Origin of the sequence: Rhizobium sp. YTUHZ045 (genome assembly GCF_051124255.1) — a bacterium.
GTDB lineage: Bacteria > Pseudomonadota > Alphaproteobacteria > Rhizobiales > Rhizobiaceae > Rhizobium.
Window position 1 is genome coordinate 1,397,184 of the sequence record NZ_CP101432.1, and the last position, 23,043, is coordinate 1,420,226.

Annotated in this window: 33 protein-coding genes; 25 read left to right on the forward strand and 8 right to left on the reverse strand. The window is 60.7% G+C overall.

Features of this window, described 5'->3' with window-relative positions:
- The 22 genes from rplV to NMA58_RS06905 all read left to right on the forward strand — a co-directional run bounded on the left by rplV (nucleotide 1) and on the right by NMA58_RS06905 (nucleotide 12,197).
- The gene (gene rplV / locus NMA58_RS06800) at nucleotides 1–390 is read left to right on the forward strand and encodes a 50S ribosomal protein L22 (protein ID WP_004674922.1); all 390 of its coding nucleotides are present in this window, start codon (nucleotides 1–3) and stop codon (nucleotides 388–390) included.
- Complete coding sequence (gene rpsC, locus NMA58_RS06805) at nucleotides 390–1,124, forward strand: 30S ribosomal protein S3 (RefSeq protein ID WP_003573793.1); 735 nt, start codon at nucleotides 390–392, stop codon at nucleotides 1,122–1,124. Before rplV ends, rpsC begins: the two co-directional genes overlap by 1 nt.
- 38 nt (nucleotides 1,125–1,162) lie before the next feature.
- Nucleotides 1,163–1,576 (forward strand): 50S ribosomal protein L16, encoded by a 414-nt coding sequence (gene rplP / locus NMA58_RS06810; RefSeq protein ID WP_003573792.1) that lies wholly within the window; start codon nucleotides 1,163–1,165, stop codon nucleotides 1,574–1,576.
- A 12-nt stretch (nucleotides 1,577–1,588) separates the two neighbouring features.
- A complete protein-coding gene (gene rpmC / locus NMA58_RS06815; RefSeq protein WP_008521335.1) occupies nucleotides 1,589–1,789 on the forward strand; it encodes a 50S ribosomal protein L29 in 201 nt (66 codons plus the stop codon).
- 12 nt (nucleotides 1,790–1,801) lie between these two features.
- Entirely contained in the window at nucleotides 1,802–2,041 is a 240-nt protein-coding gene (rpsQ, locus tag NMA58_RS06820) for a 30S ribosomal protein S17 (protein WP_004674926.1), read from the forward strand.
- A gap of 261 nt (nucleotides 2,042–2,302) precedes the next feature.
- Nucleotides 2,303–2,671 carry a 50S ribosomal protein L14 gene (rplN, locus tag NMA58_RS06825; RefSeq protein ID WP_003573790.1) on the forward strand — a complete coding sequence of 123 codons (369 nt, stop codon included), beginning with the start codon at nucleotides 2,303–2,305 and terminating at the stop codon, nucleotides 2,669–2,671.
- A gap of 11 nt (nucleotides 2,672–2,682) precedes the next feature.
- Nucleotides 2,683–2,991 carry a 50S ribosomal protein L24 gene (rplX, locus tag NMA58_RS06830; RefSeq protein WP_004674929.1) on the forward strand — a complete coding sequence of 103 codons (309 nt, stop codon included), beginning with the start codon at nucleotides 2,683–2,685 and terminating at the stop codon, nucleotides 2,989–2,991.
- Nucleotides 2,984–3,541, forward strand: coding sequence for a 50S ribosomal protein L5 (rplE, locus tag NMA58_RS06835; RefSeq protein ID WP_011424985.1), 558 nt, complete (start codon nucleotides 2,984–2,986; stop codon nucleotides 3,539–3,541). The genes rplX and rplE overlap by 8 nt, the downstream gene beginning before the upstream one ends.
- A 32-nt stretch (nucleotides 3,542–3,573) precedes the next feature.
- Complete coding sequence (gene rpsN, locus NMA58_RS06840) at nucleotides 3,574–3,879, forward strand: 30S ribosomal protein S14 (protein ID WP_018115514.1); 306 nt, start codon at nucleotides 3,574–3,576, stop codon at nucleotides 3,877–3,879.
- Between the two features lie 12 nt (nucleotides 3,880–3,891).
- On the forward strand, nucleotides 3,892–4,290 hold the full coding sequence (gene rpsH / locus NMA58_RS06845) for a 30S ribosomal protein S8 (RefSeq protein WP_004674934.1): 399 nt from the start codon (nucleotides 3,892–3,894) through the stop codon (nucleotides 4,288–4,290).
- Nucleotides 4,291–4,332: 42 nt separating this feature from the next.
- A complete protein-coding gene (gene rplF, locus NMA58_RS06850) occupies nucleotides 4,333–4,866 on the forward strand; it encodes a 50S ribosomal protein L6 (RefSeq protein ID WP_434712771.1) in 534 nt (177 codons plus the stop codon).
- A 12-nt stretch (nucleotides 4,867–4,878) separates the two neighbouring features.
- On the forward strand, nucleotides 4,879–5,241 hold the full coding sequence (gene rplR / locus NMA58_RS06855; protein WP_011424987.1) for a 50S ribosomal protein L18: 363 nt from the start codon (nucleotides 4,879–4,881) through the stop codon (nucleotides 5,239–5,241).
- 133 nt (nucleotides 5,242–5,374) lie between these two features.
- Nucleotides 5,375–5,944 (forward strand): 30S ribosomal protein S5, encoded by a 570-nt coding sequence (gene rpsE / locus NMA58_RS06860; protein WP_003573784.1) that lies wholly within the window; start codon nucleotides 5,375–5,377, stop codon nucleotides 5,942–5,944.
- 13 nt (nucleotides 5,945–5,957) lie between these two features.
- On the forward strand, nucleotides 5,958–6,167 hold the full coding sequence (rpmD, locus tag NMA58_RS06865; protein ID WP_011424988.1) for a 50S ribosomal protein L30: 210 nt from the start codon (nucleotides 5,958–5,960) through the stop codon (nucleotides 6,165–6,167).
- A gap of 16 nt (nucleotides 6,168–6,183) precedes the next feature.
- Entirely contained in the window at nucleotides 6,184–6,660 is a 477-nt protein-coding gene (rplO, locus tag NMA58_RS06870) for a 50S ribosomal protein L15 (protein WP_085777821.1), read from the forward strand.
- Between the two features lie 233 nt (nucleotides 6,661–6,893).
- Entirely contained in the window at nucleotides 6,894–8,234 is a 1,341-nt protein-coding gene (secY, locus tag NMA58_RS06875; protein WP_434712772.1) for a preprotein translocase subunit SecY, read from the forward strand.
- Nucleotides 8,231–8,881: an adenylate kinase gene (locus tag NMA58_RS06880; protein ID WP_085777823.1), complete on the forward strand. Its 651-nt coding sequence runs from the start codon at nucleotides 8,231–8,233 to the stop codon at nucleotides 8,879–8,881. Before secY ends, NMA58_RS06880 begins: the two co-directional genes overlap by 4 nt.
- A gap of 222 nt (nucleotides 8,882–9,103) precedes the next feature.
- Complete coding sequence (gene rpsM / locus NMA58_RS06885) at nucleotides 9,104–9,472, forward strand: 30S ribosomal protein S13 (protein WP_011424992.1); 369 nt, start codon at nucleotides 9,104–9,106, stop codon at nucleotides 9,470–9,472.
- Between the two features lie 133 nt (nucleotides 9,473–9,605).
- A complete protein-coding gene (gene rpsK, locus NMA58_RS06890; protein WP_003547577.1) occupies nucleotides 9,606–9,995 on the forward strand; it encodes a 30S ribosomal protein S11 in 390 nt (129 codons plus the stop codon).
- A 97-nt stretch (nucleotides 9,996–10,092) separates the two neighbouring features.
- Nucleotides 10,093–11,103 (forward strand): DNA-directed RNA polymerase subunit alpha, encoded by a 1,011-nt coding sequence (locus tag NMA58_RS06895; RefSeq protein WP_003547579.1) that lies wholly within the window; start codon nucleotides 10,093–10,095, stop codon nucleotides 11,101–11,103.
- Between the two features lie 124 nt (nucleotides 11,104–11,227).
- Nucleotides 11,228–11,650: a 50S ribosomal protein L17 gene (gene rplQ / locus NMA58_RS06900; RefSeq protein ID WP_011424993.1), complete on the forward strand. Its 423-nt coding sequence runs from the start codon at nucleotides 11,228–11,230 to the stop codon at nucleotides 11,648–11,650.
- Between the two features lie 142 nt (nucleotides 11,651–11,792).
- Entirely contained in the window at nucleotides 11,793–12,197 is a 405-nt protein-coding gene (locus NMA58_RS06905; RefSeq protein WP_434712773.1) for a DUF2809 domain-containing protein, read from the forward strand.
- A 9-nt stretch (nucleotides 12,198–12,206) separates the two neighbouring features.
- Here the strand turns inward: NMA58_RS06905 and msrQ are convergent, their stop codons facing one another.
- Entirely contained in the window at nucleotides 12,207–12,863 is a 657-nt protein-coding gene (gene msrQ / locus NMA58_RS06910; RefSeq protein WP_085777824.1) for a protein-methionine-sulfoxide reductase heme-binding subunit MsrQ, read from the reverse strand.
- On the reverse strand, nucleotides 12,863–13,810 hold the full coding sequence (gene msrP, locus NMA58_RS06915; protein ID WP_430957621.1) for a protein-methionine-sulfoxide reductase catalytic subunit MsrP: 948 nt from the start codon (nucleotides 13,808–13,810) through the stop codon (nucleotides 12,863–12,865). Before msrP ends, msrQ begins: the two co-directional genes overlap by 1 nt.
- Before the next feature lie 339 nt (nucleotides 13,811–14,149).
- Between msrP and ilvD the strand changes: the two genes are divergently transcribed.
- Nucleotides 14,150–15,988 carry a dihydroxy-acid dehydratase gene (ilvD, locus tag NMA58_RS06920; protein WP_434712774.1) on the forward strand — a complete coding sequence of 613 codons (1,839 nt, stop codon included), beginning with the start codon at nucleotides 14,150–14,152 and terminating at the stop codon, nucleotides 15,986–15,988.
- 59 nt (nucleotides 15,989–16,047) lie between these two features.
- Here the strand turns inward: ilvD and NMA58_RS06925 are convergent, their stop codons facing one another.
- On the reverse strand, nucleotides 16,048–16,398 hold the full coding sequence (locus tag NMA58_RS06925; protein ID WP_434712775.1) for a lysozyme inhibitor LprI family protein: 351 nt from the start codon (nucleotides 16,396–16,398) through the stop codon (nucleotides 16,048–16,050).
- A 19-nt stretch (nucleotides 16,399–16,417) separates the two neighbouring features.
- Nucleotides 16,418–16,798 carry a YkvA family protein gene (locus NMA58_RS06930; RefSeq protein ID WP_097601656.1) on the reverse strand — a complete coding sequence of 127 codons (381 nt, stop codon included), beginning with the start codon at nucleotides 16,796–16,798 and terminating at the stop codon, nucleotides 16,418–16,420.
- A gap of 133 nt (nucleotides 16,799–16,931) precedes the next feature.
- Between NMA58_RS06930 and NMA58_RS06935 the strand changes: the two genes are divergently transcribed.
- Nucleotides 16,932–18,335: a DegQ family serine endoprotease gene (locus tag NMA58_RS06935; RefSeq protein WP_434712776.1), complete on the forward strand. Its 1,404-nt coding sequence runs from the start codon at nucleotides 16,932–16,934 to the stop codon at nucleotides 18,333–18,335.
- On the forward strand, nucleotides 18,332–19,648 hold the full coding sequence (locus tag NMA58_RS06940) for a replication-associated recombination protein A (protein ID WP_097601658.1): 1,317 nt from the start codon (nucleotides 18,332–18,334) through the stop codon (nucleotides 19,646–19,648). The genes NMA58_RS06935 and NMA58_RS06940 overlap by 4 nt, the downstream gene beginning before the upstream one ends.
- Nucleotides 19,649–19,661: 13 nt before the next feature.
- Here the strand turns inward: NMA58_RS06940 and NMA58_RS06945 are convergent, their stop codons facing one another.
- The 4 genes from NMA58_RS06945 to NMA58_RS06960 form a co-directional block, all read right to left on the reverse strand.
- Entirely contained in the window at nucleotides 19,662–20,336 is a 675-nt protein-coding gene (locus NMA58_RS06945) for a VIT1/CCC1 transporter family protein (RefSeq protein WP_434713387.1), read from the reverse strand.
- Between the two features lie 246 nt (nucleotides 20,337–20,582).
- Nucleotides 20,583–20,894, reverse strand: coding sequence for a DUF1883 domain-containing protein (locus NMA58_RS06950; RefSeq protein ID WP_085777832.1), 312 nt, complete (start codon nucleotides 20,892–20,894; stop codon nucleotides 20,583–20,585).
- A gap of 120 nt (nucleotides 20,895–21,014) precedes the next feature.
- Complete coding sequence (locus tag NMA58_RS06955) at nucleotides 21,015–22,019, reverse strand: ketopantoate reductase family protein (protein WP_097601660.1); 1,005 nt, start codon at nucleotides 22,017–22,019, stop codon at nucleotides 21,015–21,017.
- Nucleotides 22,020–22,173: 154 nt separating this feature from the next.
- Nucleotides 22,174–23,025: an oxidoreductase gene (locus tag NMA58_RS06960; RefSeq protein WP_434712777.1), complete on the reverse strand. Its 852-nt coding sequence runs from the start codon at nucleotides 23,023–23,025 to the stop codon at nucleotides 22,174–22,176.
- Nucleotides 23,026–23,043: the final 18 nt, after the last annotated feature.

The following is a 23,043-nucleotide window of genomic DNA, read 5'->3' on the forward strand; positions in this document are numbered from 1 at the left end:
ATGGGCAAGGCAAAAGCCGAACGCCGGCTGAAGGACAACGAGGCGCAAGCAGTCGCCCGCACGCTCCGTGTCAGCCCCCAGAAGCTCAACCTGGTTGCTGCGGCCATCCGCGGCAAGAAGGTAGAGCGTGCACTCGCTGAGCTGGAGTTCTCCCGCAAGCGCATCGCGGGCGCCGTCAAGAAGACGCTCGAATCCGCGATCGCCAACGCCGAGAACAACCACGATCTTGACGTCGACGCGCTCGTCGTCGCCGAAGCCTATGTCGGCAAGTCGATCGTCATGAAGCGTTTCCACGCTCGTGGCCGCGGTCGCGCGTCGCGCATCGAAAAGCCCTTCGCGCACCTGACGATCGTCGTTCGTGAAGTGCAGGCAGCAGAGGAGGCCGCATAATGGGTCAGAAAATCAATCCGATCGGTTTCCGTCTCGGCATCAACCGTACTTGGGATAGCCGCTGGTTCGCGGACAATGCCGAGTATGGCCAGCTGCTGCACGAAGACCTGAAGATGCGCAAGTTCGTCATGAGCGAACTGAAGCAGGCAGGCATCTCCAAAGTGGTCATCGAGCGTCCGCACAAGAAGTGCCGCGTCACGATCCACTCGGCTCGTCCGGGCCTGATCATCGGCCGTAAGGGCGCCGACATCGACAAGCTCCGCAAGAAGCTGTCGGACATGACCAATTCGGAAACGCACCTCAACATCGTCGAAGTGCGCAAGCCCGAAGTCGACGCGACGCTGGTCGCTCAGTCGATCGCCCAGCAGCTCGAGCGCCGCGTGGCTTTCCGCCGCGCCATGAAGCGCGCCGTTCAGTCGGCAATGCGTCTTGGAGCCGAAGGCATCAAGATCACCTGCGCCGGTCGTCTCGGCGGTGCTGAAATCGCCCGTACTGAATGGTACCGTGAAGGTCGTGTGCCGCTGCACACGCTGCGCGCCGACATCGATTACGGCACGGCAGAAGCCGAAACCGCATTCGGTATCTGCGGCATCAAGGTCTGGATCTTCAAGGGCGAAATCCTTGAGCACGATCCGATGGCTTCCGAACGTCGCGCGCTGGAAGGCGACGCACAGGGTCCGGCAAGCCGCGAACGCGACCGTGGCGATCGTCGCCGCGAACGCGACAACGCGTAATTAGCGCTGGCGAAAGATAAGCTCGGAGAAGTAAGAAAATGTTGCAGCCAAAGCGTACTAAGTACCGCAAGCAGTTCAAGGGCCGCATCAAGGGCGTTGCCAAGGGCGGTTCTGACCTGGCATTCGGCGAATTCGGCCTGAAGGCTCAGGAGCCCAACCGCGTCAACGCACGCGAGATCGAAGCGGCCCGCCGCGCGATCACGCGTTACATGAAGCGCGCCGGCCGCGTATGGATCCGCGTGTTCCCGGACGTTCCGGTAACCGCAAAGCCGACCGAAGTCCGCATGGGTAAAGGTAAGGGCTCCGTTGAGTACTGGGCATGCAAGGTCAAGCCCGGTCGTATGATGTTCGAGATCGACGGCGTCAGCGAAGAGATCGCCCGCGAGGCGCTTCGCCTCGGCTCTGCCAAGCTCTCGGTCAAGACGCGCTTCGTACAGCGCATTGCAGAGTAAGGGATTGAGCTCATGAAAGCCTCAGACGTTCGCGCGCTCAGCGCCGACCAACTCAAGGACGAGCTTGCCAAGCTGAAGAAGGAGCAGTTCAACCTGCGCTTCCAGAAGGCGACCGGCCAGCTCGAAAAGTCCTCGCGCATCAACGAAGTCCGCAAGGACATCGCCCGCGTCAAAACCATTGCCCGCCAGAAGGCGGCAGAAGTTAAGGCCTAAAGGAAGAAAAACATGCCGAAGCGCATCCTGCAGGGCGTCGTCGTTGGCGACAAGAACGAGAAGACGGTAGTGGTTCGCGTTGAGCGTCGTTTCGCTCACCCGCTGCTCCAGAAGACCGTTCGTCGTTCCAAGAAGTACAAGGCCCACGACGAAAACAACCAGTACAAGATCGGCGATACCGTATCCATCGAGGAATGCGCGCCGATCTCCAAGGACAAGCGCTGGACGGTCATTGCCGCCCAGGGCAAGTAACAGAATTTTGCGCGAGGCCTTGCGTCTCGCCGAAATATCTGTATGAAGCAGCGTCAGAACGCTCGAATGCCGGGCGTTCTTTTGCTTTGAGCGCACGGAAGGTCCCGTTCGGGAAACCACCCTGGCACGATCGACCCCGCGCTATTCAGCTATGCCGTGTTTTTGCCTGCCGTTACGGTGGGTTGGCCGGCGAACATTTTCATAAGCCGGGGTAGGGGGCTTAGGTCCAACCATTCCGGTAAACCAAGAAGGCGACCTGATATGATTCAGATGCAAACAAACCTCGACGTCGCGGATAATTCCGGCGCACGTCGTGTCATGTGCATCAAGGTGCTGGGCGGCTCGAAGCGCAAGTATGCCTCGATCGGCGACGTCATTGTCGTTTCGATCAAGGAAGCGATCCCGCGCGGCCGCGTGAAGAAGGGTGACGTGATGAAGGCGGTTGTCGTTCGCACCGCCAAGGACATCCGTCGTCCGGATGGCTCCGTCATCCGCTTCGACACCAACGCAGCAGTCCTCATCGACAACAAGAAAGAGCCGATCGGTACCCGTATCTTCGGACCGGTTCCGCGCGAACTTCGCGCCAAGAACCACATGAAGATCATCTCGCTGGCTCCCGAAGTACTGTAAGGAGCGAAGCGATGCAGAAGATACGTAAAGGCGACAAGGTCGTCATGCTCGCTGGCAAGGACAAGGGCCGCACCGGCGAAGTCGTTCAGGTCATGCCGAAGGAAGATCGTGCCGTCGTCCGTGGCGTCAACGTCGTGAAGCGCCACCAGCGCCAGACGCAGACCCAGGAAGCTGGCATCATCAACAAGGAAGCCCCGGTCCACCTGTCCAACATTGCAATCGTCGACAAGGACGGCAAGCCGACCCGCGTCGGTTTCAAGGTCGTTGACGGCAAGAAGGTCCGCGTGGCCAAGCGTTCTGGAGAAGTGATCGATGGCTGAGGCAAAATACGAGCCGCGGCTCAAGAAGGAATATGTCGAGCGCATCCGCAAGGCGATGCAGGAGAAGTTCTCCTACGCCAACGAGATGATGATCCCGAAGCTCGACAAGATCGTGATCAACATGGGTGTCGGTGAAGCGACCGCTGATTCGAAGAAGCCGACGGTTGCTGCCGCCGACCTCGCGGCGATCGCCGGTCAGAAGCCGGTCATCACCCGCGCACGCAACTCTATCGCAGGCTTCAAGGTCCGCGAAAACATGCCGATCGGCGCAAAGGTCACCCTGCGCGGCGCCCGCATGTACGAGTTCCTGGATCGCCTGGTCAACATCGCGCTTCCGCGCGTTCGCGACTTCCGCGGCCTGAACCCGAAGAGCTTTGACGGCCGTGGCAACTTCGCCATGGGCATCAAGGAGCACATTGTGTTCCCTGAAATCAACTACGACAAGGTTGATCAGATGTGGGGCATGGACATCATCGTTTGCACGACGGCGACGACCGACGATGAAGCACGGACTCTCCTGAAGGAGTTCAGCTTCCCGTTCCGTCAATAACCGTAACGACGAGCGTAGAAAAGGAACCTGACATGGCGAAGACAAGCGCAGTTGAAAAGAACAAGCGCCGCCGTAATACGGTCGCCAACCAGGCCGCAAAGCGGGCTGCGTTGAAGGCGATCATCATGAACCAGGCTCTTCCGATCGAAGAGCGGTTCAAGGCCTCGATCAAGCTGGCATCCCTGCCGCGCGATGGATCGAAGACCCGCATTCGCAACCGTTGCGAAGTATCGGGCCGTCCGCGCGCATACTACCGCAAACTGCGCATGTCGCGTATCGCGCTGCGTGAACTCGGCAATCTCGGCAAGGTGCCGGGCATCGTCAAGTCGAGCTGGTAAGGAGCAGGTTAGATGACAATGACTGATCCGTTGGGCGATATGCTCACCCGCATCCGCAACGGCGCTTCCCGCCGCAAGTCGTCGGTTTCGACGCCTGCATCCAAGCTCCGTGCGCGTGTTCTCGATGTCCTGCAGTCCGAAGGCTACATCCGTGGCTATTCCGTTGTCGATTTCGGCAACGGCAAGTCGGAGCTCAACATCGAGCTGAAGTACTATGAAGGCGCATCGGTGATCCGTGAGATCGGCCGTGTGTCGAAGCCGGGCCGCCGGGTTTATGTCTCGGTCAAGTCCATTCCGCAGGTCGCGAACGGCCTCGGCATCACCATCCTTTCGACTCCGAAGGGCGTGATGGCCGATCACCAGGCTCGCGAACAGAACGTTGGTGGCGAGGTTCTTTGCTCGGTCTTCTAAGATCGGGCAGGGATCTCCATAGCGAACAGACAGGATTGAAACATGTCTCGTATCGGTAAGAAGCCCGTTCAGGTGCCTGCTGGGATCACGGCTACGGTCGAAGGCCAGAAGGTTACCGCAAAGGGCCCGAAGGGCGAGCTGTTCTTCGTCGCTAACGACGAAGTCAGCCTCAAGCTCGAAAACAACGCGGTCGTCGTGACGCCCGTAAACCAGTCCAAGGATGCGCGTTCGAAGTGGGGCATGTCCCGCACGATGATCGAAGGCATCTTCAAGGGCGTCAAGGACGGTTACGAGCGCAAGCTCGAAATCAACGGCGTCGGTTACCGCGCCGCCATGCAGGGCAAGAACCTGCAGCTGGCCCTCGGTTTCAGCCACGACGTGGTCTATGAACCGCCGGTCGGCATCTCGATCGCTGTTCCGAAGCCGACTGAAATCATCGTCAGCGGCATCAACAAGCAGCAGGTCGGTCAGGTTGCGGCCGAAATCCGCGAATATCGCGGTCCCGAGCCGTACAAGGGCAAGGGTGTCAAGTATGCCGACGAGCGGATCGTCCGCAAAGAAGGCAAGAAGAAGTAAGGATCACGCGAAATGGCTAGCAGGAAAGAAGCACTTGCACGTCGTGCCAACCGCGTGCGCCGTCATATCAAGTCGGTGGCCAATGGCCGTCCGCGCCTGTCGGTTCATCGCTCCTCGAAGAACATCTATGCCCAGATCATCGATGACGTGGCCGGCAAGACGCTTGCGTCCGCCTCCACCCTCGACAAGGATCTGCGCGGTTCTCTGAAGACCGGTGCCGATACCGCCGCCGCCGCCGCCGTAGGCAAGCTCGTCGCCGAGCGCGCCTCCAAGGCCGGCGTTACGGACGTCGTATTCGACCGTGGCGCCTTCATCTATCACGGCCGCATCAAGGCTCTCGCCGAAGCGGCCCGCGAAGGCGGTCTGACCTTCTGATCAGTTTCCGGCCGGGCGCTGTCGCTCCGGCCGGATTTTCGCCGGACCGCAGGCACTCCCTGGCAAGAAGGGGAGGCTGTGCGGTCCACATTCATTTGCCGATTGCACCCGGAAAAGAAAAAGGAAGAGGACAATGGCACAGGAAAGAAGGCCGCAGCGGGAAGACCGCCAGAGCCGTGAAGAGCGCGATAGCGAATTCGTCGACAAGCTGGTCGCGATCAACCGCGTCGCCAAGGTCGTCAAGGGCGGCCGTCGTTTTGGTTTCGCAGCACTCGTCGTCGTCGGCGACCAGAAGGGCCGCGTCGGCTTCGGCCACGGCAAGGCACGCGAAGTGCCGGAAGCCATCCGCAAGGCAACCGAAGCCGCCAAGCGCGAGCTGATCTTCGTACCGCTGCGTGATGGCCGCACGCTGCATCACGACGTCCATGGCCGCCACGGCGCCGGCAAGGTTCTGCTGCGCTCGGCCAAGGTCGGTACCGGCATCATCGCCGGCGGTCCGATGCGCGCCGTATTCGAAACCCTCGGCATGCACGACGTCGTCGCCAAGTCGACCGGTTCGTCGAACCCCTACAACATGGTTCGCGCCACCTTCGACGCTCTGAAGCACCAGGTTCACCCGAAGGACATCGCAGCTCAGCGCGGCATCAAGTATGCAACGCTGCAGGCTCGTCGTAGCGCCTCCGGCAACGCCTCTGAAGAATAAGAGGAGCTGACCAATGGCCAAGGCTACCAAGAAGGCTGAAGCGAAGACTGTCACGATCGAACAGATCGGCAGCCCGATCCGCCGTCCGGACGTCCAGCAGCGCACGCTGATCGGTCTCGGACTGAACAAGATGCACCGTCGCCGCACGCTGGAGGATACTCCTTCCGTTCGCGGCATGATCCGTGCTGTCCAGCATCTCGTTCGCATCGTCGACGAGAAGTGAGACGGAGGAAACGCTCATGAAACTCAATGAAATCAAGGACAACGAAGGCTCGACCCACAGCCGCAAGCGCCTCGGCCGCGGTATCGGTTCGGGCTCCGGCAAGACGGCTGGTCGCGGTGTCAAGGGTCAGAAGTCCCGTTCCGGCGTCGCCATCAACGGCTTCGAAGGCGGCCAGATGCCGATCTATCGTCGCCTGCCGAAGCGCGGCTTCAATAACATTTTCGCTTCCGACTTTGTTGTCGTGTCGCTCGGCCGCATTCAGGCGGCAGTCGACGCCGGCAAGCTCGACGCCAAGGCGACTGTTGACGCAGCTGCCCTGAAGGCTGCCGGGGTTATCCGCCGCGCCAAGGATGGCGTTCGCGTTCTCGCCGACGGCGAGCTCAAGGCCAAGATCACCATCGTCGTCGCTGGCGCTTCCAAGCCCGCCGTCGAGAAGATCGAAAAGGCCGGCGGCACGGTGACGCTGCTTTCGGCTCCGGCTGCAGCAGAATAATATCTGATGATATATCGCCCGGGGTGCTTCACACCGGGCGATTTTGCTCCCATATGTGGGCCTCACAAAAACTTGGCTGGCGCGCCCGCGTCACGCCGGTAAGACTGGAAAACAAGGGTGAGGCATGGGGTTGCGCTGCAATCCGTCCAAAACCCGGTTTTGAATTATTTTCATACTGATTCCGGGGCCGGCATTTCCCCAGAGACGCCGGAATTGGTAGGGCGGAGAATCGCATGGCTTCTGCAGCGGAACAATTGGCATCCAACCTCAATTTTTCGACCTTTGCCAAAGCCGAGGATCTGAAGAAGCGCCTGTGGTTCACACTGGCAGCTCTCCTCGTCTACAGGCTCGGCACCCATATCCCGCTTCCGGGTCTCAATCCCGAAGCCTATGCCCAGGCGTTCCGCGGCCAGGCAGGCGGCATTCTCGGCCTTTTCAACATGTTCTCGGGCGGCGCCGTTCAGCGCATGGCGATCTTTGCGCTCGGCATCATGCCCTATATCTCCGCTTCGATCATCGTGCAGCTGATGACTTCGGTCGTGCCGACGCTTGAAAACCTGAAGAAGGAAGGCGAGCAGGGTCGCAAGATCATCAACCAGTACACCCGCTACGGCACCGTCATTCTGGGTGCACTTCAGGCTTACGGCATTGCGGCCGGCCTGGAGAGCGGCCAGGGCCTTGTCGTCGATCCGGGCTGGTTCTTCCGTATTTCCACCGTTCTGACGCTGCTCGGCGGCACGATGTTCCTGATGTGGCTGGGCGAGCAGATCACCTCGCGCGGTATCGGCAACGGCATTTCGCTGATCATCTTCGCCGGTATCGCAGCCGGCCTGCCGAGCGCTCTTGCCGGCACGCTTGAACTCGGCCGCACCGGGGCGCTGTCGACCGGCCTCATCCTGCTCGTCATCATTGTCGCAATCGCCGTCATCGGTGTCATCGTTTTCGTGGAGCGCGCCCAGCGCCGGCTGCTGATCCAGTATCCGAAGCGCCAGGTCGGCAACCGCATGTTCCAGGGCGATACGTCGCACCTGCCGCTGAAACTGAACACCTCGGGCGTGATCCCGGCGATTTTTGCCTCTTCGCTGCTGCTTCTGCCGGCGACAGTCGCGGGCTTTGCCAACACCACGGCCATGCCTTCCTGGGCGACGTCGATCGTTGCCGCCCTCGGCCATGGCCAGCCGCTCTACATGGTGCTCTATGCGGCGCTGATCGCCTTCTTCGCCTTCTTCTATACGGCCATCGTCTTCAATCCGAAGGACACGGCCGACAATCTGAAGAAGCATGGCGGCTTTATTCCCGGAATCCGTCCCGGTGAGCGCACCGCTGAATACATCGACTACGTGCTGACCCGTATCACGGTGATCGGCGCCATCTATCTCGTCTTCGTCTGCATCCTCCCGGAGATTCTGGTGTCGCAAACCGGCATTCCATTATCCCTTGGTGGGACTTCGCTTTTGATCGTGGTTAGCGTAACTCTTGACACGGTTGCACAGATCCAGGGTCACCTGATCGCGCAGCAATACGAAGGCCTGATCAAGAAATCGAAGTTGCGAGGAGGAAAGAGGGGGCGATGAGACTTATCCTTTTGGGGCCGCCGGGCGCGGGCAAGGGAACCCAGGCCCAGCGGATCGTGGAAAAGCACGGCATTCCGCAGCTTTCCACGGGAGATATGCTGCGTGCGGCGGTCAACGCCGGCACGGAGATCGGCAAGCGCGCCAAGGCGGTCATGGACGCCGGTAAGCTGGTCTCGGATGAGATCGTCATCGCCATCGTCTCGGAGCGAATCGATCAGCCCGATTGCGCCAACGGTTTCATTCTCGATGGCTTCCCCAGGACGCTCGTTCAGGCGGACGCCACCGAAGCGATGCTGAGAGCAAAGGGTCTTGGCCTCTCCGTCGTCATCGAATTCCGTGTCGATGATGCCGAATTGGTCCGTCGTGTTGCCGGCCGCTACTCCTGCGCCCAGTGCGGTAGCGTCTATCACGACACGGACAAGGTCCCGGCCAATGAGGGTGTGTGCGACAAGTGCGGCTCTACCCACTTCAAGCGCCGTCCCGACGACACTCCGGAGACCATGACGGCCCGGTTGCAGGTCTACTACAAGGAGACCTCACCGCTGATCGGTTACTACCATGCCAAGGGCAAGCTCAGGTCTGTCGACGGCATGGCTGAAATCGACCAGGTGACTGCTGAGGTCGAAGCCATTCTTTCCAAGCTTTAAGGCTTGAAAATAAACTTGGCGGAAACGGTTGCTTTTCAGCAGTGATTCCGCTAAACACCGCGCCAACTCGCGACATTCCCTGCGATCGGCGCGGATTTCCCTGGGAAGTCCGGGTGCGGTCGTTTTGACATGTTACGGACATTAAATCTGAACGGGCGGCCCTGAGGGTCGCATAACGAAGCCCACTTGCCGGATGGCAACTGGAATGCAAGGAGAACAGGCGTGGCACGTATCGCTGGCGTCAACATCCCGACTGCAAAGCGCGTAGTCATCGCGCTGACCTACATTCACGGGATCGGTCCGAAATTCGCACAGGAAATCGTCGAGAAGGTCGGTATTCCGGCTGAGCGTCGTGTGCATCAGCTGACGGACGCTGAAGTCCTTCAGATCCGCGAAACCATCGACCGTGACTATCAGGTCGAGGGTGATCTTCGTCGCGAAACCGCGATGAACATCAAGCGTCTGATGGATCTCGGCTGCTACCGCGGCCTGCGTCATCGTCGCGGCCTTCCGGTCCGCGGTCAGCGCACGCACACCAATGCCCGCACCCGTAAGGGTCCGGCAAAGGCAATCGCTGGCAAGAAGAAGTAATTTCCGGGAAACCGGGGTGGGGAGGCTGGCGGTCCGCGCCGGCCTCTTTTGAGTTTGGAGCGGGACCATGTAGGCGCCGTTCCGGTGTAGCCGCTGGTATTACGGCGGTGAAGAGATCAAAGAAAGGAATAGCATGGCTAAGGAAGCCGTCCGCGTTCGCCGTCGCGAGCGCAAGAATATCTCGTCGGGTGTCGCGCACGTTAACTCGACCTTCAACAACACGATGATCACCATCACCGATGCGCAGGGCAATGCGATCGCTTGGTCGTCGGCTGGCGCCAAGGGCTTCAAGGGTTCGCGCAAGTCGACCCCCTTTGCTGCCCAGATCGCTGCCGAAGACTGCGCCAAGAAGGCCCAGGAACACGGCATGAAGTCGCTGGAAGTCGAAGTCTGCGGTCCGGGTTCGGGTCGTGAATCGGCTCTGCGTGCGCTCCAGGCTGCAGGTTTCATGATCACGTCCATCCGCGACGTGACGCCGATCCCGCACAATGGCTGCCGTCCGCGCAAGAAGCGCCGCGTCTGATCATCGCTCTCGTCACCGGTGAGCGCCTTGGCGCTCCCGGTGGTTTTCAAGCTCGGTTGTCACGATTGGATGGTGGCAACGAACGGAAGGCAAACTCATGATTCAGAAGAACTGGCAGGAACTGATCAAGCCGAACAAGGTGGAGTTCTCCTCGAGCTCGCGCACCAGGGCGACGCTCGTCGCCGAACCGCTGGAGCGCGGCTTCGGCCTCACCCTCGGCAACGCGCTTCGCCGCGTTCTGCTCTCCTCGCTGCGTGGTGCTGCCGTTACGGCGGTGCAGATCGATGGCGTGCTGCATGAATTCTCCTCGATTCCCGGCGTCCGCGAAGATGTCACGGATATCGTGCTCAACATCAAGGAAATCGCCATCAAGATGGATGGCGACGACGCAAAACGCATGGTCGTGCGCAAGCAGGGCCCGGGCGTTGTCACGGCTGGCGACATTCAGACGGTCGGCGATATCGAAATCCTCAACCCCGAGCATGTGATCTGCACGCTCGACGAGGGCGCCGAGATCCGGATGGAGTTCACCGTCAACAACGGCAAGGGTTATGTTCCGGCCGAGCGTAATCGTGCGGAAGATGCTCCGATCGGCCTTATCCCGGTCGACAGCCTCTATTCGCCGGTCAAGAAGGTGTCCTACAAGGTTGAAAATACCCGCGAAGGACAGGTTCTCGACTACGACAAGCTGAACATGACCATCGAAACCGATGGCTCGATCACCGGCGAAGACGCCGTCGCTTTTGCGGCGCGCATCCTCCAGGATCAGCTTGGCGTCTTCGTCAACTTTGACGAGCCGCAGAAGGAAACCGAAGAGGAAGCAGTCACCGAACTTGCTTTCAACCCGGCTCTCCTCAAGAAGGTGGACGAACTCGAACTGTCGGTCCGTTCGGCAAACTGCCTGAAGAACGACAACATCGTCTACATCGGTGACCTGATTCAGAAGACCGAAGCAGAAATGCTCCGCACGCCGAATTTTGGTCGCAAGTCGCTGAACGAAATCAAGGAAGTTCTCGCTTCCATGGGCCTGCACCTCGGCATGGAGGTGCCCGCATGGCCGCCCGAGAACATCGAAGATCTCGCCAAGCGCTACGAAGACCAATATTAAGAAACCAAAAGGCAGGCTCTTTCGGCTGCCTTTCCCCGTCAAACAGCAGGCATATCGCCTGCATGTGCCAGGAAACGGCAGGCCCGGTAACGAAGTAAGGGCACTGCATTAAAGGAGAAGAGCAATGCGCCATGGTAAAGCCGGCCGCAAGCTGAATAGAACTGCAAGCCACCGCAAGGCGATGTTCGCCAATATGGCGGCTTCGCTGATTACCCACGAGCAGATCGTCACGACCCTGCCGAAGGCCAAGGAAATCCGTCCGATCGTCGAAAAGCTCGTCACGCTCGGCAAGCGCGGCGACCTGCACGCTCGCCGTCAGGCGATCTCGCAGATCCGCGATGCTGCCGTCGTCTCGAAGCTGTTCGACACGATCGCAACGCGTTACGCCACCCGCAACGGCGGCTACCTGCGCATCATGAAGGCCGGCTTCCGCCAGGGCGACAACGCCGCCATGGCCGTGATCGAGTTCGTCGACCGCGACACTTACGCCAAGGGCGCAGCCGACAAGGCCCGCGTCGCTGCCGAAGAGCAGGCCGTCGCCGCCTAAGTCTTCCGTTTCGGCGGATAGAAAACAGCCGGGCTGCGAAGCCCGGCTGTTTTCATTTGTGCATCGGCCGAAAACGGAAGCGGCGCAGCTTCTTCGGTGACGGAGCGATGTCTGTCCCGAGCTCCAAACTGTGGAGATTAAGATGGAAGGTTCTATGCGCGAAGCGCATTCTCGAGCGCAGCTCCTCCGTCTCGGGGCTGTGCTTGTGGTGATTGCGGCCGGCCTGGCGCTCAGGCGCTTCGGCTACGCGGTCGATCTGCCTTTCGTCGTCGTCAAATATGGCGGGTCGGCGCTGTGGGGGGCGATGGTCTATCTGCTGGTGGCGCTCGTTCTCGGAAAGTCACCGCGGGCAGTCATTGCGGTCATGGCGCTGTTCATGGCAATCGCAGTCGAATTCTTCCGACTTTATCATACACCCTGGTTGGACGCCTTTCGGTTGACGACTGCAGGCGCCTTGTTGCTTGGCCGGATATTTTCCCTTTGGAACATAGTGGCCTATGCGATCGGCATCGCTGTGGTCTGTGCCTTTGATCCCGCGCGCCGTTGACGGCTGGCTTCAGGAAACCGACGCCACCGCACGATTGCGCTGCCGCCCCTGGCTTTTCTTCCGACTGCGCGCGATCGGCCGCCAGGAGCGGTAAAGGATGAGCGCGATGATCAACCCCACATAAATAAACTGCTCGAGATCGAGGATCTTGGTCGAAAGGGCAAAATGCAGAGCCCCGCAGGCGGCAATGATGGTGACGAGGCGGTGTAACCAGATCCAGGTCGTACCGAGGCGACGAATCGAGAAATTATTGGATGTCACCGCCAGGGGAATAAGCATGGCAAGGCCAGCCATGCCGAACATGATGAACGGGCGCTTCAGCACGTCGTTGACGACGGCCTGAATATCCATCGCCTGGTCGAGCACCATGTAAACGGTGAAATGCATCAGCGCATAGTAGAAGGTCAAAAGGCCGAGAGCGCGGCGGTAGCGCAGATAATTCCAGCCGAACAACTCGCGGGCAGGGGACACTGCAAGTGTTGCGATCAGGAAGCGGATTGTCCAGATGCCGAGGAAGAGCTCAAAGGTCTTGACCGGATCGGCGCCGAGCTGATCGGTCGCGCCGAGATAGAAGGTCCAGGCGGCGGGCACGAACCCGACGACATAAAGCAGCCAGACGGAAGCGGGCTGCCAGCGCTTCGGGATGGCGAGCGACAGTTCCGCCATCAGAAATTCGCCTTCAGATCCATGCCGGCATAAAGGCTCGCCACCTCGTCGGCATAGCCGTTGAAGGGCAGGGTGGGGTGACGGCTGGCGCCGAAGAAGCCGCTTTCGCCGATGCGCCTCTCGCTCGCCTGGCTCCAGCGCGGATGGTCGACGGCTGGATTGACGTTGGCGTAGAAACCGTATTCCTGCGGATTGGTCACCTGCCAGGTGTTCTTCGGCTGCTGGTCGGTGAGCGTGATCCTGACGATCGACTTGATGCCCTTGAAGCCGTATTTCCACGGCACGACGAGGCGGATCGGCGCACCGTTCTGGTTCGGCAGCGTTTCGCCATAAAGCCCGACGGCAAGCAGCGTCAGTGGGTGGCGCGCCTCGTCCAGCCGCAGGCCCTCGACATAGGGCCAGTCGAGCGACTGGAAGAAGCCCTTCTGCCCGGGCATCTCCTCCGGTCGCACGACGGTTTCGAAGGCGATATATTTGGCGCTGCCGAGCGGCTCCACCTTGTCGAGCAGCGCCGCCAGCGGAAACCCGTTCCATGGAATGACCATCGACCATGCCTCGACGCAGCGCATCCGATAGGTGCGCTCCTCGATCGGGAATTCCTTCATCAGCGCCTCGACGTCGAAGGTACCTGGCTTGTTGACCATGCCGTCGACCTTGACCGTCCAGGGCAGCGGCTTGAAATCGCCGGAGAGAGCGGCGGGGTCGCCCTTGTCGAGACCGAACTCATAGAAATTATTGTAGGTCGTGACGTCCTTGATCGGCGTCGTCTTCTCATCGACCTTGTACTTGCTCTCGACGGCGGAAAGGGCGGCCGCGCTGGCCTTTCCAGCGCCATAGAGCGCCATGGCGCCAAGCGTCGCTGCGCCCAGGAATTCACGGCGGCGCAGATAGATCTGGCGGGGCGTGATCTCCGACGACGCGATCTTTGGGGGGCGATAGTTTGGCATGTCGAAAACCTCCAGGGCGGATATTCCGAATATAGTCCTTAAACGAACCGCCCGCATGTTCGGATCAATTTCTATGCCTTGAATATTGCTGACAGGAAGCCAATTTTTTGTGTTCTGCTGTGATGGGATAGGGTGTAACCAAAGGCCCGCCGAACCGTATATATTCGAATGGCGCTCAACGCGCTTCTCCCGGCGGCGTACCGGATTTGGCCTTGCCGGTAGTGACAGCCCCCATCGATTGGATTAGGACAATTCCAAAAAGCGGCGTTCGCCCGGCCCGCAGGCTTCATTGCCGCCCCGGCTTCGCCTGATGTTTCCGACATGTCGAGGAAGACACCGATGCCAGCTTACCGTTCCAGAACCACGACCCACGGCCGCAACATGGCGGGCGCGCGCGGCCTTTGGCGCGCCACGGGCATGAAGGATTCGGATTTCGGCAAGCCGATCATCGCGGTGGTGAATTCCTTCACCCAGTTCGTGCCGGGCCACGTGCATCTTAAGGATCTCGGCCAGCTCGTCGCCCGCGAAATCGAGGCGGCCGGCGGCGTCGCCAAGGAGTTCAATACGATCGCCGTCGACGACGGCATCGCCATGGGCCATGATGGCATGCTCTATTCGCTGCCCTCGCGCGAGTTGATCGCCGACAGCGTCGAATACATGGTCAATGCCCATTGCGCTGATGCAATGGTCTGCATTTCCAACTGCGACAAGATCACTCCCGGCATGCTGATGGCGTCGCTGCGCCTCAACATCCCCACCGTCTTCGTGTCCGGCGGTCCGATGGAAGCGGGCAAGGTCGTGCTGCATGGCAAGCAACATGCGCTCGACCTCGTCGACGCCATGGTCGCGGCTGCCGACGACAAGATCTCTGATGACGACGTCAAGGTGATCGAGCGTTCAGCCTGTCCGACCTGCGGCTCGTGCTCCGGCATGTTCACCGCAAACTCCATGAATTGCCTGACGGAGGCGCTCGGCCTGTCGCTGCCCGGCAATGGTTCGACGCTTGCCACCCATGCCGATCGTAAGCGCCTCTTCGTCGAGGCCGGCCACCTGATCGTTGATCTCGCCCGCCGCTACTACGAGCAGGACGACGTCAAGGCGCTGCCGCGCACCATTGCCTCCAAGCAGGCTTTCGAGAATGCGATGGCGCTCGATATCGCCATGGGCGGTTCGACCAATACGGTCCTGCACATCCTGGCAGCGGCCCATGAAGGCGAAGTCGACTTCACTATGGCCGATATCGACGCCCTGTCGCGCCGGGTGCCATGCCTGTCGAAGGTCGCGCCTGCCAAGAGCGATGTACACATGGAAGATGTCCATCGCGCTGGCGGCATCATGTCGATCCTCGGAGAGCTCGATAAGGGTGGCCTGCTGAACCGCGATTGCCCGACCGTGCATGCCGAGACGCTCGGCGATGCAATCGATCGCTGGGACATCACCCGCACCAGCAGCGACACCGTCCGCAACTTCTATCGGGCCGCTCCCGGCGGCATCCCGACCCAGGTCGCCTTCAGCCAGGAGGCCCGCTGGGACGAGCTCGACACCGATCGCCAAAACGGCGTCATCCGTTCGGTCGAACATCCCTTCTCGAGGGATGGCGGTCTTGCCGTGCTAAAGGGTAATCTCGCGGTCGACGGCTGCATCGTCAAGACGGCCGGCGTCGATGAATCGATCCTGAAATTCTCAGGCCCGGCCCGCGTCTTCGAAAGTCAGGATGCGTCGGTTAAGGCGATCCTCGCCAACGAGATCAAGGCCGGCGACGTCGTCGTTATCCGCTACGAAGGCCCGAAGGGCGGTCCCGGCATGCAGGAAATGCTCTATCCGACGAGCTATCTGAAGTCGAAAGGCCTCGGCAAGGCCTGCGCGCTCATCACCGACGGCCGCTTCTCCGGCGGCACCTCGGGTCTCTCGATCGGCCATGTCTCGCCGGAAGCGGCAAATGGCGGCACGATCGGCCTGGTGCGCGAAGGCGATATGATCGATATCGATATCCCCAACCGTACGATCAGCCTGCGTGTCAGCGAGGCCGAGCTCGCCGCCCGCCGCGTCGAGCAAGACGGCAAGGGCTGGCGGCCGACCGAGGTTCGCAAGCGCAACGTCACCACCGCGCTCAAAGCTTACGCTGCCTTCGCGACGAGCGCCGATCGCGGCGCCGTGCGGGATCTGAACGCTCGCTGAGTAGCCTCCAACCTACAACCCGCTGATTAAGAGTCAGCTGCTTTGTCAACCGGTCGCTGTCAAAGCGGCCGGTTGATGTTTTTGTAGGTCTCGCCGAGCTGCTTCATCCGCTCGTCGTAGGCAGCCTTGATGCAGGCGGCATCGGCGCCGCATTCCTGCCGCTTCTTCAGCCAGGCGGTCTGCTCGTCCTGCAACGTGCCGCGAGAGCCCATGGCCAGCAGCCCGGAGAGCAGCTCGAAAGTCGTCACCATCTTGACGTCGGCGTCGTTGAGGGCGCGGTTGTCGCAGATCGCCTTTTCGTCCGGCTTCAATTCCTTCGCATCGCAATCGAAGCTCGCCGACCATGCAGGATCCGATGGGAAAATCAGGATCGCCAAACCGAGCGCGGCCGGCATTCGCCATGTCATCATCATCTTCCTTTACTGCCGATCAAATCAGCTTGCGCACTGCCAGAGCCAGAAAGATGATGCAGGCGAGCCAGACGACAAGGATGAAGATCAGTCCGGCCCCGCCGGAGGGGCGCTCAGTCCGCCTTGAGGCCTCCTGGCGAAGCGCAGCCATCACCTCTGCCGGCACAAGCCGCGTCGCCAGCAGGATGCCGAGCGGCACGATGACGAGATCGTCGACATAGCCGAGCACAGGAATGAAATCGGGGATCAGATCGATCGGCGAAAGCGCATAGGCTGCGACAGCGCCAGCGACCGCTTTCGCATACCAGGGCACGCGAGGATCGCGGGCGGCAAGCCACAGCGCCACGATGTCACGCTTCAGTGACTTTGCCCAGATTTTGGCTTTTGATATCAGTTGCATGGTGGATCTTCCCGGATCAAATTCGCAGCGCCTTCAAGGCACTTCCTTGCCTTATTCTTCCATGCTTCCGCCCTCTTTCCTTTCTAGCGTCGGACGCTACAACGTTGCTTAAGAGGATTCAAAAGGGATACCCATGCAAGGCCTGTTCAAGCGCGCCTCCGTTTCGATTTTCGCTCTCATGCTCGTTCTGCCGGCTGCGGCCCAGGCGCAGACGGCAAAGACGGTGCCCGAGAACCAGATGCAGATGCAGCTCTCATTTGCGCCGCTGGTCAAACAGACCTCGGGCGCCGTCGTCAACGTCTATGCGGAAAAGATCATCCAGCGCCAGTCGCCCTTTGCCGGCGATCCCTTCTTCGAGCAGTTCTTCGGTCAGCAGATGCCGAATCGATCCGAGAAGCAGTCCTCGCTCGGGTCCGGCGTCATCGTCGAGGCGAACGGCACTGTCGTCACCAACAATCACGTCGTCGAAGGCGCCGATGACATCAAGGTGGCGCTGCCGGATGGCCGCGAATTCCCCTGCAAGGTGGTGCTGCGCGATGACCGCGTCGACCTCGCCGTGCTGAAGATCGACACCAAGGAGAGCTTCCCGACGCTGCCGATCGGCAATTCCGATACTGTCGAAGTCGGCGATCTGGTGCTGGCGATCGGCAATCCCTTCGGCGTCGGCCAGACGGTGACGAGCGGTATCGTCTCCGCACTTGCCCGTAACCAGGTGGTCAAGAACGAGTTCGGCTTCTTCATCCAGACCGACGCCTCGATCAATCCGGGCAACTCGGGCGGCGCATTGATGAACATGAAGGGCGAGCTGATCGGCATCAACACCGCGATCTTCTCGCGCGGCGGCGGCTCGAACGGCATCGGCTTCGCCATTCCTGCCAATCTCGTCAAAGTCTTCCTCGCTTCCGCCGATGCCGGCGTCAAATCCTTCGAGCGGCCCTATGTCGGCGCAAGCTTCGATGCCGTGACGTCGGAAGTCGCCGAAGCGCTTGGGCTCAACAAAGTACGCGGCGCACTCGTCGTCAAGGTTTCGGAAGGCAGCCCGGCGGCGAAGGCCGGGCTGAAGGCCGGCCAGATCGTCACATCAGTCAACGGCATTTCCGTCGAGCATCCGGATGCGTTGCTCTATCGCCTGACGACAGCCGGCCTCGGCAAAACGGTCAATCTGACCGTCATTGACAACGGTCACGAGGAGCAGTTGTCGCTGGCGCTCGACCGCGCGCCGGAGACCTCGCCGCGCGACCAGCGCGTCATCGGCGGGCGCACTCCCTTTACCGGCGCCGTCGTCGAAAACCTGTCGCCGCGCGTCGCAGATGAATTGCGCATGCCCTCGGAATCGGCGGGTGTCGTCGTTGCCGATGTCAAGGAAGATTCCCCGGCAGCCCGCCTGGGTTTTGAGCCCAAGGATATCATCGTTTCGATCAACGGAACGGAAGTAAAATCGACCAAAGAACTGGCCGAGATAGCCAGCAGCGATCCGGGTCTCTGGCGGGTCGAAATCGAGCGCGATGGCCAGCGTATCAGGCAGTTCTTTCGATGAGCAATGATCTCTTCGCGCCGCGTATTCCGGAGGAGGTTGCCGCCAGGCGGCCGCTTGCCGACCGGTTGCGGCCGAAGACGCTTGCCGATGTCACCGGTCAGGAACATCTGACCGGTGAGGACGGCGTGCTGAAGAGGATGATCGAAAGCGGTTCGCTCGGATCGATGATCTTCTGGGGTCCGCCAGGCACCGGCAAAACGACGGTGGCGCGGCTGCTTTCCGGTGAGGCGGGGCTGGCCTTCGAGCAGATTTCGGCGATCTTTTCCGGCGTCGCCGATCTGAAGAAAGTGTTCGAGGCGGCTCGCATGCGCCGCATGGACGGCCGCCAGACGCTGCTGTTCGTCGATGAGATTCATCGTTTCAACCGAGCCCAGCAGGACAGTTTCCTGCCGGTCATGGAGGACGGCACCGTCGTCCTCGTCGGCGCCACCACCGAAAATCCCTCCTTCGAGCTCAACGCCGCTCTGTTGTCGCGCGCCCGCGTCCTCACCTTCAAGTCACATGACGAGGAGAGCCTGGAGGAATTGCTGACGCGCGCCGAGGCGATCGAGCAGAGGCCGCTGCCCCTGACCGAGGAGGCGCGCGCCAGCCTGATCCGCATGGCCGATGGCGACGGCCGCGCGGTTCTGACGCTTGCCGAAGAGGTCTGGCGGGCGGCGCGCGAGGGGGAGAGTTTCGACACCGAAGCGTTGACGCATATCGTCCAGCGCCGCGCCCCCGTCTACGACAAGGCGCAGGACGGCCACTACAATCTGATTTCGGCATTGCATAAATCGGTGCGCGGCTCGGATCCGGATGCTGCGCTCTATTATCTCGCCCGCATGTTCGATGCCGGCGAGGATCCGCTCTATCTTGGCCGGCGTCTGGTGCGCATGGCGGTGGAGGATATCGGGCTTGCCGATCCGCAGGCGCTGGTGATCTGCAACGCCGCCAAGGATGCTTATGACTACCTGGGGTCGCCGGAGGGGGAGCTGGCGCTTGCCCAAGCCTGCGTTTATCTCGCCACCGCTCCGAAATCGAATGCCGTCTATACCGCATTCAAGGCGGCAAGCCAGGCCGCGAAGCAGAACGGCTCGCTGTTGCCGCCCAAACATATCCTGAATGCGCCGACCAAATTGATGAAAGGCGAGGGCTATGGTGAAGGTTATCGCTACGACCATGACGAGCCGGACGCCTTTTCCGGCCAGGATTATTTCCCGGAGAAAATGGGCCGCCAGACCTTCTACGATCCGCCGGAGCGCGGCTTCGAGCGGGATATCCGTAAGCGGCTGGAATGGTGGGCGAAGCTGCGCAAAGAGCGCAATCCGCGCTGACGCGTGGGCGGGGTTAACCGCCAAGAGCGACCGCTATGGCGACCAGGAGCAATCCGAGGCAAGTCATTGTCACCCCCGCATAAAAGGGCCTGCCTCCCGAAAATTTCGCCCACGCATAACCCGTCACGAACAGCAGCGTGATGAGAAACAGGTTGCTGACTCTCAGAGCGAGGTGGGCGCTGTCGATGAGAAACAAAGGGGTCACGGCCGGTATGGACGTGACCGAGACGAGAAAAACGACCGCGAGGGCGGCAAGGAGATCATTTTTCGAGAGGGACGCCCTCACAGGATCGGCCCTGCGTGCGAGCGTCAGCAGTGATCTATAAAGCGGGTCCGCATCGGCAGCCTTTGCAGAAAACGGTGCTTCTTCGATCGGGAATTCTTTCGCGAGCATGTTGAGCGCCGCGGTCTCGCTTCCGGCGGCTTTGATTTGCCGAAAAAGGCGCAGCCGCCTGCTCTTGTAAAACGTCGTCCCCAGAACGAACAAAACGGCGTCAATGATCCCCCAGGCGACGTTGCATCCGACTGTTGCGACGATCAACTCCTGAGCATCCAACCCCTCTTCTTCAAAAACAAGTCTCGAGCCGACCGTCAAAGTCAGCGCCATGATCAGTCCGAAAAGGACTTCACCGAGTGCATCGCCGGGATCGATGATATCGGTAACACGATCGATCGGGTTCGAAGTCATGGGCTGCCCCAGGTGATGAGATATTCGTCTGCTGTTCCTCTCTCCGCGATCCGAGCATGAATGGGAGCCGACTGCAGCTGGCGGCGTGGTGGAAGCCCCGCGACTGAGAATTGTGAACGACGACTCGGGATGATTCATTGATCGTGATCAAGATCAGTACGATTGGCCGTCTCGTGATCAGGTCTGTCGACAAAACACGTCCGTGCCTGTCCCGGCGCGTCAGAAAAGATGCCAGTGCTGCAAAGCTCAGGAGGGGCGTGGCGTCTTCTGATTGACAGGCGCGGCGATCACCTTGACGGCGGATTCCGCGAGCCCGTGGTGGCCTTCCATATCGACGACAACGTGCCAGTGGCCGCTTTCCGGAACGGCGAGCTTGACCGGCGACTTGCGCGCCACGCCGCCGATATATTTGAAATCGAGAACCTCGGTGAAACGCTGGAAGTTCGGCGCCGTCATCAGACGAACATTGTTCACCGCATTCAGAGACACCTCGACGATCGTTCCGGCTCGCTGTTCCTTGAGATCGTAATGGGTGAAGCGGAAATTCGGTTTCTGCATCGGTCTCGCGGCGTCTGATAACTTGGCGAGATTTTACCAGCATGCCGGTTAACGAAAAGTTGGAAATCGGCGCGGTGTCGGGAAAGGAATGATCGACCCCGATGGCCGCTCTCCTCGTTGTCAGTTGCCGCGCCGGTTTTCCCGATCCAGCTGCGTTACCAGCGCCAGGATCGTCTCCGATACCGGGGTCGGCACGGCGATCAGGCGTCCAAGCGCCACCAGCATGCCCACAAGCGGGGTAATTTCGAGCGCCTTGCCGCCGATCAAGTCTTGCAACATCGAGGTTCGAACCCCGCCGATGTGGCGCGATTGCTCCAGCCGCTGCTCGACTGACATGGCGAAATGCGCGCCGACCGCGTCGCCGACGGCGCGCACTTCCTTCATGACCTTGCTGATCAGATCCATGAGCGACGGATCCGCCATAATGTCGGTCATCAGCGCCCGCGTCAGAGCGCTGATCGGGTTGAAGGCGGCATTGCCCATCAACTTGCTCCAGATTTCGCTGCGGATGTCCGCCGTGGTCGTAATGCTGAGGCCGGCGCCGGTCAGCACCGCTGCTATGGCTGAAAGATCGGCAGACATTTCGCCGGAGGGCTCGCCAAGCACGAAGCGGCCGTTGTGAGAAAGCCGGATCTCGCCCGGGCTGGCAACTTCCGCACCTTGATAAGCGACGCAGCCAATCACGCGGTCGGGGCCGATCAGCCGCCAGAGCCTGCCGCCGGGATCGAGCTCGTCGAATTGCAGCTCCGCATATCCGCTCCTGGTATCGCGATGAAAATACCACCACGGAATGCCGTTGAGGATCATAACGACGCGGGTGCCTTGCTTGAGCAGACCGGCGATCCCCTCGGCGGCAGGCGGCAGCTGATGTCCCTTCAGGCCGGTGATGACGAGATCCTGTCGCGGCAATGTCTTCGGATCGTCGGTTGCCGTCACGCGCACCTTGAGCGGGGTTTCCGCATCGGCCCCGCGCAGGCTGAGACCGTGGCTGCGGATCGTATCGAGATGCGCCCCACGCGCGACGACGGAGACGTCGATGTCGTTATCTTCCTTGCCTGCGAGCTTGGCGGCGATAGCGCCGCCAAGGGCGCCGGCGCCATAAATACAGATGGACTTGATGGACATGCGTTGCCTCTTCACGGGTCACGGTCTGACTTACATCTAGGCCATCCTCAGCGAGAGGCGAATGCCAATTCGCCGCAAGGCGTTCTTTGCATCAATTCCAAGGCGCTGCCGCCGCATGCCCAGATCCGAATGCGGCGGCATTGGTCTTGGCTGCTCAGACCCCAGCGGTTGCGTGGCTTGCAAAATCCGTGGAGACGGCAAGCTCGCGCCAGGCGGCCAGTTCCTTTTCGACACTCGCATGCTGCGCCTCAATCATAGCGACCGTATCGCTGCCGAATGGCATGCGCAGCGGCGGGTTGGCGGAGTTGACCATCGTCATGATGCCGGCAGCGAGCTTGGCGGGGTGACCAGGCTGGGCGTGATTGGCGTCGGCGGCGAAACTACGCATGTTTCCGGCCGGCGTGCCTTCGTAATCGGCGATCGAGGCCGGGCTTATTGCCAGCGAGCTGTCGGCGAGGAAGTCCGTGCGGAAGAAGCCGGGCTCGACGATCGTCACCTTGATGCCGAGAGGTTCGAGTTCGGCGGCCATGGATTCCGACAGTCCCTCGACGGCGAATTTGGTCGAGCCGTAGACACCCCAGCCGGGATAGCCGAAATAGCCACCGATGGAGGAGAAGTTCAGGATATGGCCGGCACGCTGGCGGCGCATATAGGGCAGCACGGCGCGTGTCACCTTCAGGAGACCGAAGACATTGGTGGCATAGATCCTTTCGATCTCTTCGGCCGTGGCTTCCTCGACTGCGCCGAGTAGGCCGTAGCCGGCATTGTTGGCAAGCACGTCGATGCGGCCGAAGCGGGCGATGCCGGCGGCTGCAGCCTCCTTCGCTTGCGTCTCGTTGGTGACGTCGAGGGCGACGGCCAGCAGGTTCGGATGATCCCCGAACTGCTCGATAATGGTCTTGGCGTTGCGGGCGGTGGCGATGACGGCATCGCCCGCTGCAAGTGCCTCCTTGGTCATCAGCGCGCCGAAACCGCGCGATGCACCAGTAATAAACCAGACTTTCATGACGAATTCCTTTGTTGT

Excerpts from the sequence above, each read along its gene's own strand:
- rplV (WP_004674922.1), top strand. The coding sequence starts at position 1 with ATGGGCAAGGCAAAAGCCGAACGCCGGCTGAAGGACAACGAGGCGCAA.
- rpsC (WP_003573793.1), top strand. The coding sequence starts at position 390 with ATGGGTCAGAAAATCAATCCGATCGGTTTCCGTCTCGGCATCAACCGT.
- rplP (WP_003573792.1), top strand. The coding sequence starts at position 1,163 with ATGTTGCAGCCAAAGCGTACTAAGTACCGCAAGCAGTTCAAGGGCCGC.
- rpmC (WP_008521335.1), top strand. The coding sequence starts at position 1,589 with ATGAAAGCCTCAGACGTTCGCGCGCTCAGCGCCGACCAACTCAAGGAC.
- rpsQ (WP_004674926.1), top strand. The coding sequence starts at position 1,802 with ATGCCGAAGCGCATCCTGCAGGGCGTCGTCGTTGGCGACAAGAACGAG.
- rplN (WP_003573790.1), top strand. The coding sequence starts at position 2,303 with ATGATTCAGATGCAAACAAACCTCGACGTCGCGGATAATTCCGGCGCA.
- rplX (WP_004674929.1), top strand. The coding sequence starts at position 2,683 with ATGCAGAAGATACGTAAAGGCGACAAGGTCGTCATGCTCGCTGGCAAG.
- rplE (WP_011424985.1), top strand. The coding sequence starts at position 2,984 with ATGGCTGAGGCAAAATACGAGCCGCGGCTCAAGAAGGAATATGTCGAG.
- rpsN (WP_018115514.1), top strand. The coding sequence starts at position 3,574 with ATGGCGAAGACAAGCGCAGTTGAAAAGAACAAGCGCCGCCGTAATACG.
- rpsH (WP_004674934.1), top strand. The coding sequence starts at position 3,892 with ATGACAATGACTGATCCGTTGGGCGATATGCTCACCCGCATCCGCAAC.
- rplF (WP_434712771.1), top strand. The coding sequence starts at position 4,333 with ATGTCTCGTATCGGTAAGAAGCCCGTTCAGGTGCCTGCTGGGATCACG.
- rplR (WP_011424987.1), top strand. The coding sequence starts at position 4,879 with ATGGCTAGCAGGAAAGAAGCACTTGCACGTCGTGCCAACCGCGTGCGC.
- rpsE (WP_003573784.1), top strand. The coding sequence starts at position 5,375 with ATGGCACAGGAAAGAAGGCCGCAGCGGGAAGACCGCCAGAGCCGTGAA.
- rpmD (WP_011424988.1), top strand. The coding sequence starts at position 5,958 with ATGGCCAAGGCTACCAAGAAGGCTGAAGCGAAGACTGTCACGATCGAA.
- rplO (WP_085777821.1), top strand. The coding sequence starts at position 6,184 with ATGAAACTCAATGAAATCAAGGACAACGAAGGCTCGACCCACAGCCGC.
- secY (WP_434712772.1), top strand. The coding sequence starts at position 6,894 with ATGGCTTCTGCAGCGGAACAATTGGCATCCAACCTCAATTTTTCGACC.
- NMA58_RS06880 (WP_085777823.1), top strand. The coding sequence starts at position 8,231 with ATGAGACTTATCCTTTTGGGGCCGCCGGGCGCGGGCAAGGGAACCCAG.
- rpsK (WP_003547577.1), top strand. The coding sequence starts at position 9,606 with ATGGCTAAGGAAGCCGTCCGCGTTCGCCGTCGCGAGCGCAAGAATATC.
- NMA58_RS06895 (WP_003547579.1), top strand. The coding sequence starts at position 10,093 with ATGATTCAGAAGAACTGGCAGGAACTGATCAAGCCGAACAAGGTGGAG.
- rplQ (WP_011424993.1), top strand. The coding sequence starts at position 11,228 with ATGCGCCATGGTAAAGCCGGCCGCAAGCTGAATAGAACTGCAAGCCAC.
- NMA58_RS06905 (WP_434712773.1), top strand. The coding sequence starts at position 11,793 with ATGGAAGGTTCTATGCGCGAAGCGCATTCTCGAGCGCAGCTCCTCCGT.
- msrQ (WP_085777824.1), bottom strand. The coding sequence starts at position 12,863 with ATGGCGGAACTGTCGCTCGCCATCCCGAAGCGCTGGCAGCCCGCTTCC.
- msrP (WP_430957621.1), bottom strand. The coding sequence starts at position 13,810 with ATGCCAAACTATCGCCCCCCAAAGATCGCGTCGTCGGAGATCACGCCC.
- ilvD (WP_434712774.1), top strand. The coding sequence starts at position 14,150 with ATGCCAGCTTACCGTTCCAGAACCACGACCCACGGCCGCAACATGGCG.
- NMA58_RS06925 (WP_434712775.1), bottom strand. The coding sequence starts at position 16,398 with ATGATGACATGGCGAATGCCGGCCGCGCTCGGTTTGGCGATCCTGATT.
- NMA58_RS06930 (WP_097601656.1), bottom strand. The coding sequence starts at position 16,798 with ATGCAACTGATATCAAAAGCCAAAATCTGGGCAAAGTCACTGAAGCGT.
- NMA58_RS06935 (WP_434712776.1), top strand. The coding sequence starts at position 16,932 with ATGCAAGGCCTGTTCAAGCGCGCCTCCGTTTCGATTTTCGCTCTCATG.
- NMA58_RS06940 (WP_097601658.1), top strand. The coding sequence starts at position 18,332 with ATGAGCAATGATCTCTTCGCGCCGCGTATTCCGGAGGAGGTTGCCGCC.
- NMA58_RS06945 (WP_434713387.1), bottom strand. The coding sequence starts at position 20,336 with ATGACTTCGAACCCGATCGATCGTGTTACCGATATCATCGATCCCGGC.
- NMA58_RS06950 (WP_085777832.1), bottom strand. The coding sequence starts at position 20,894 with ATGCAGAAACCGAATTTCCGCTTCACCCATTACGATCTCAAGGAACAG.
- NMA58_RS06955 (WP_097601660.1), bottom strand. The coding sequence starts at position 22,019 with ATGTCCATCAAGTCCATCTGTATTTATGGCGCCGGCGCCCTTGGCGGC.
- NMA58_RS06960 (WP_434712777.1), bottom strand. The coding sequence starts at position 23,025 with ATGAAAGTCTGGTTTATTACTGGTGCATCGCGCGGTTTCGGCGCGCTG.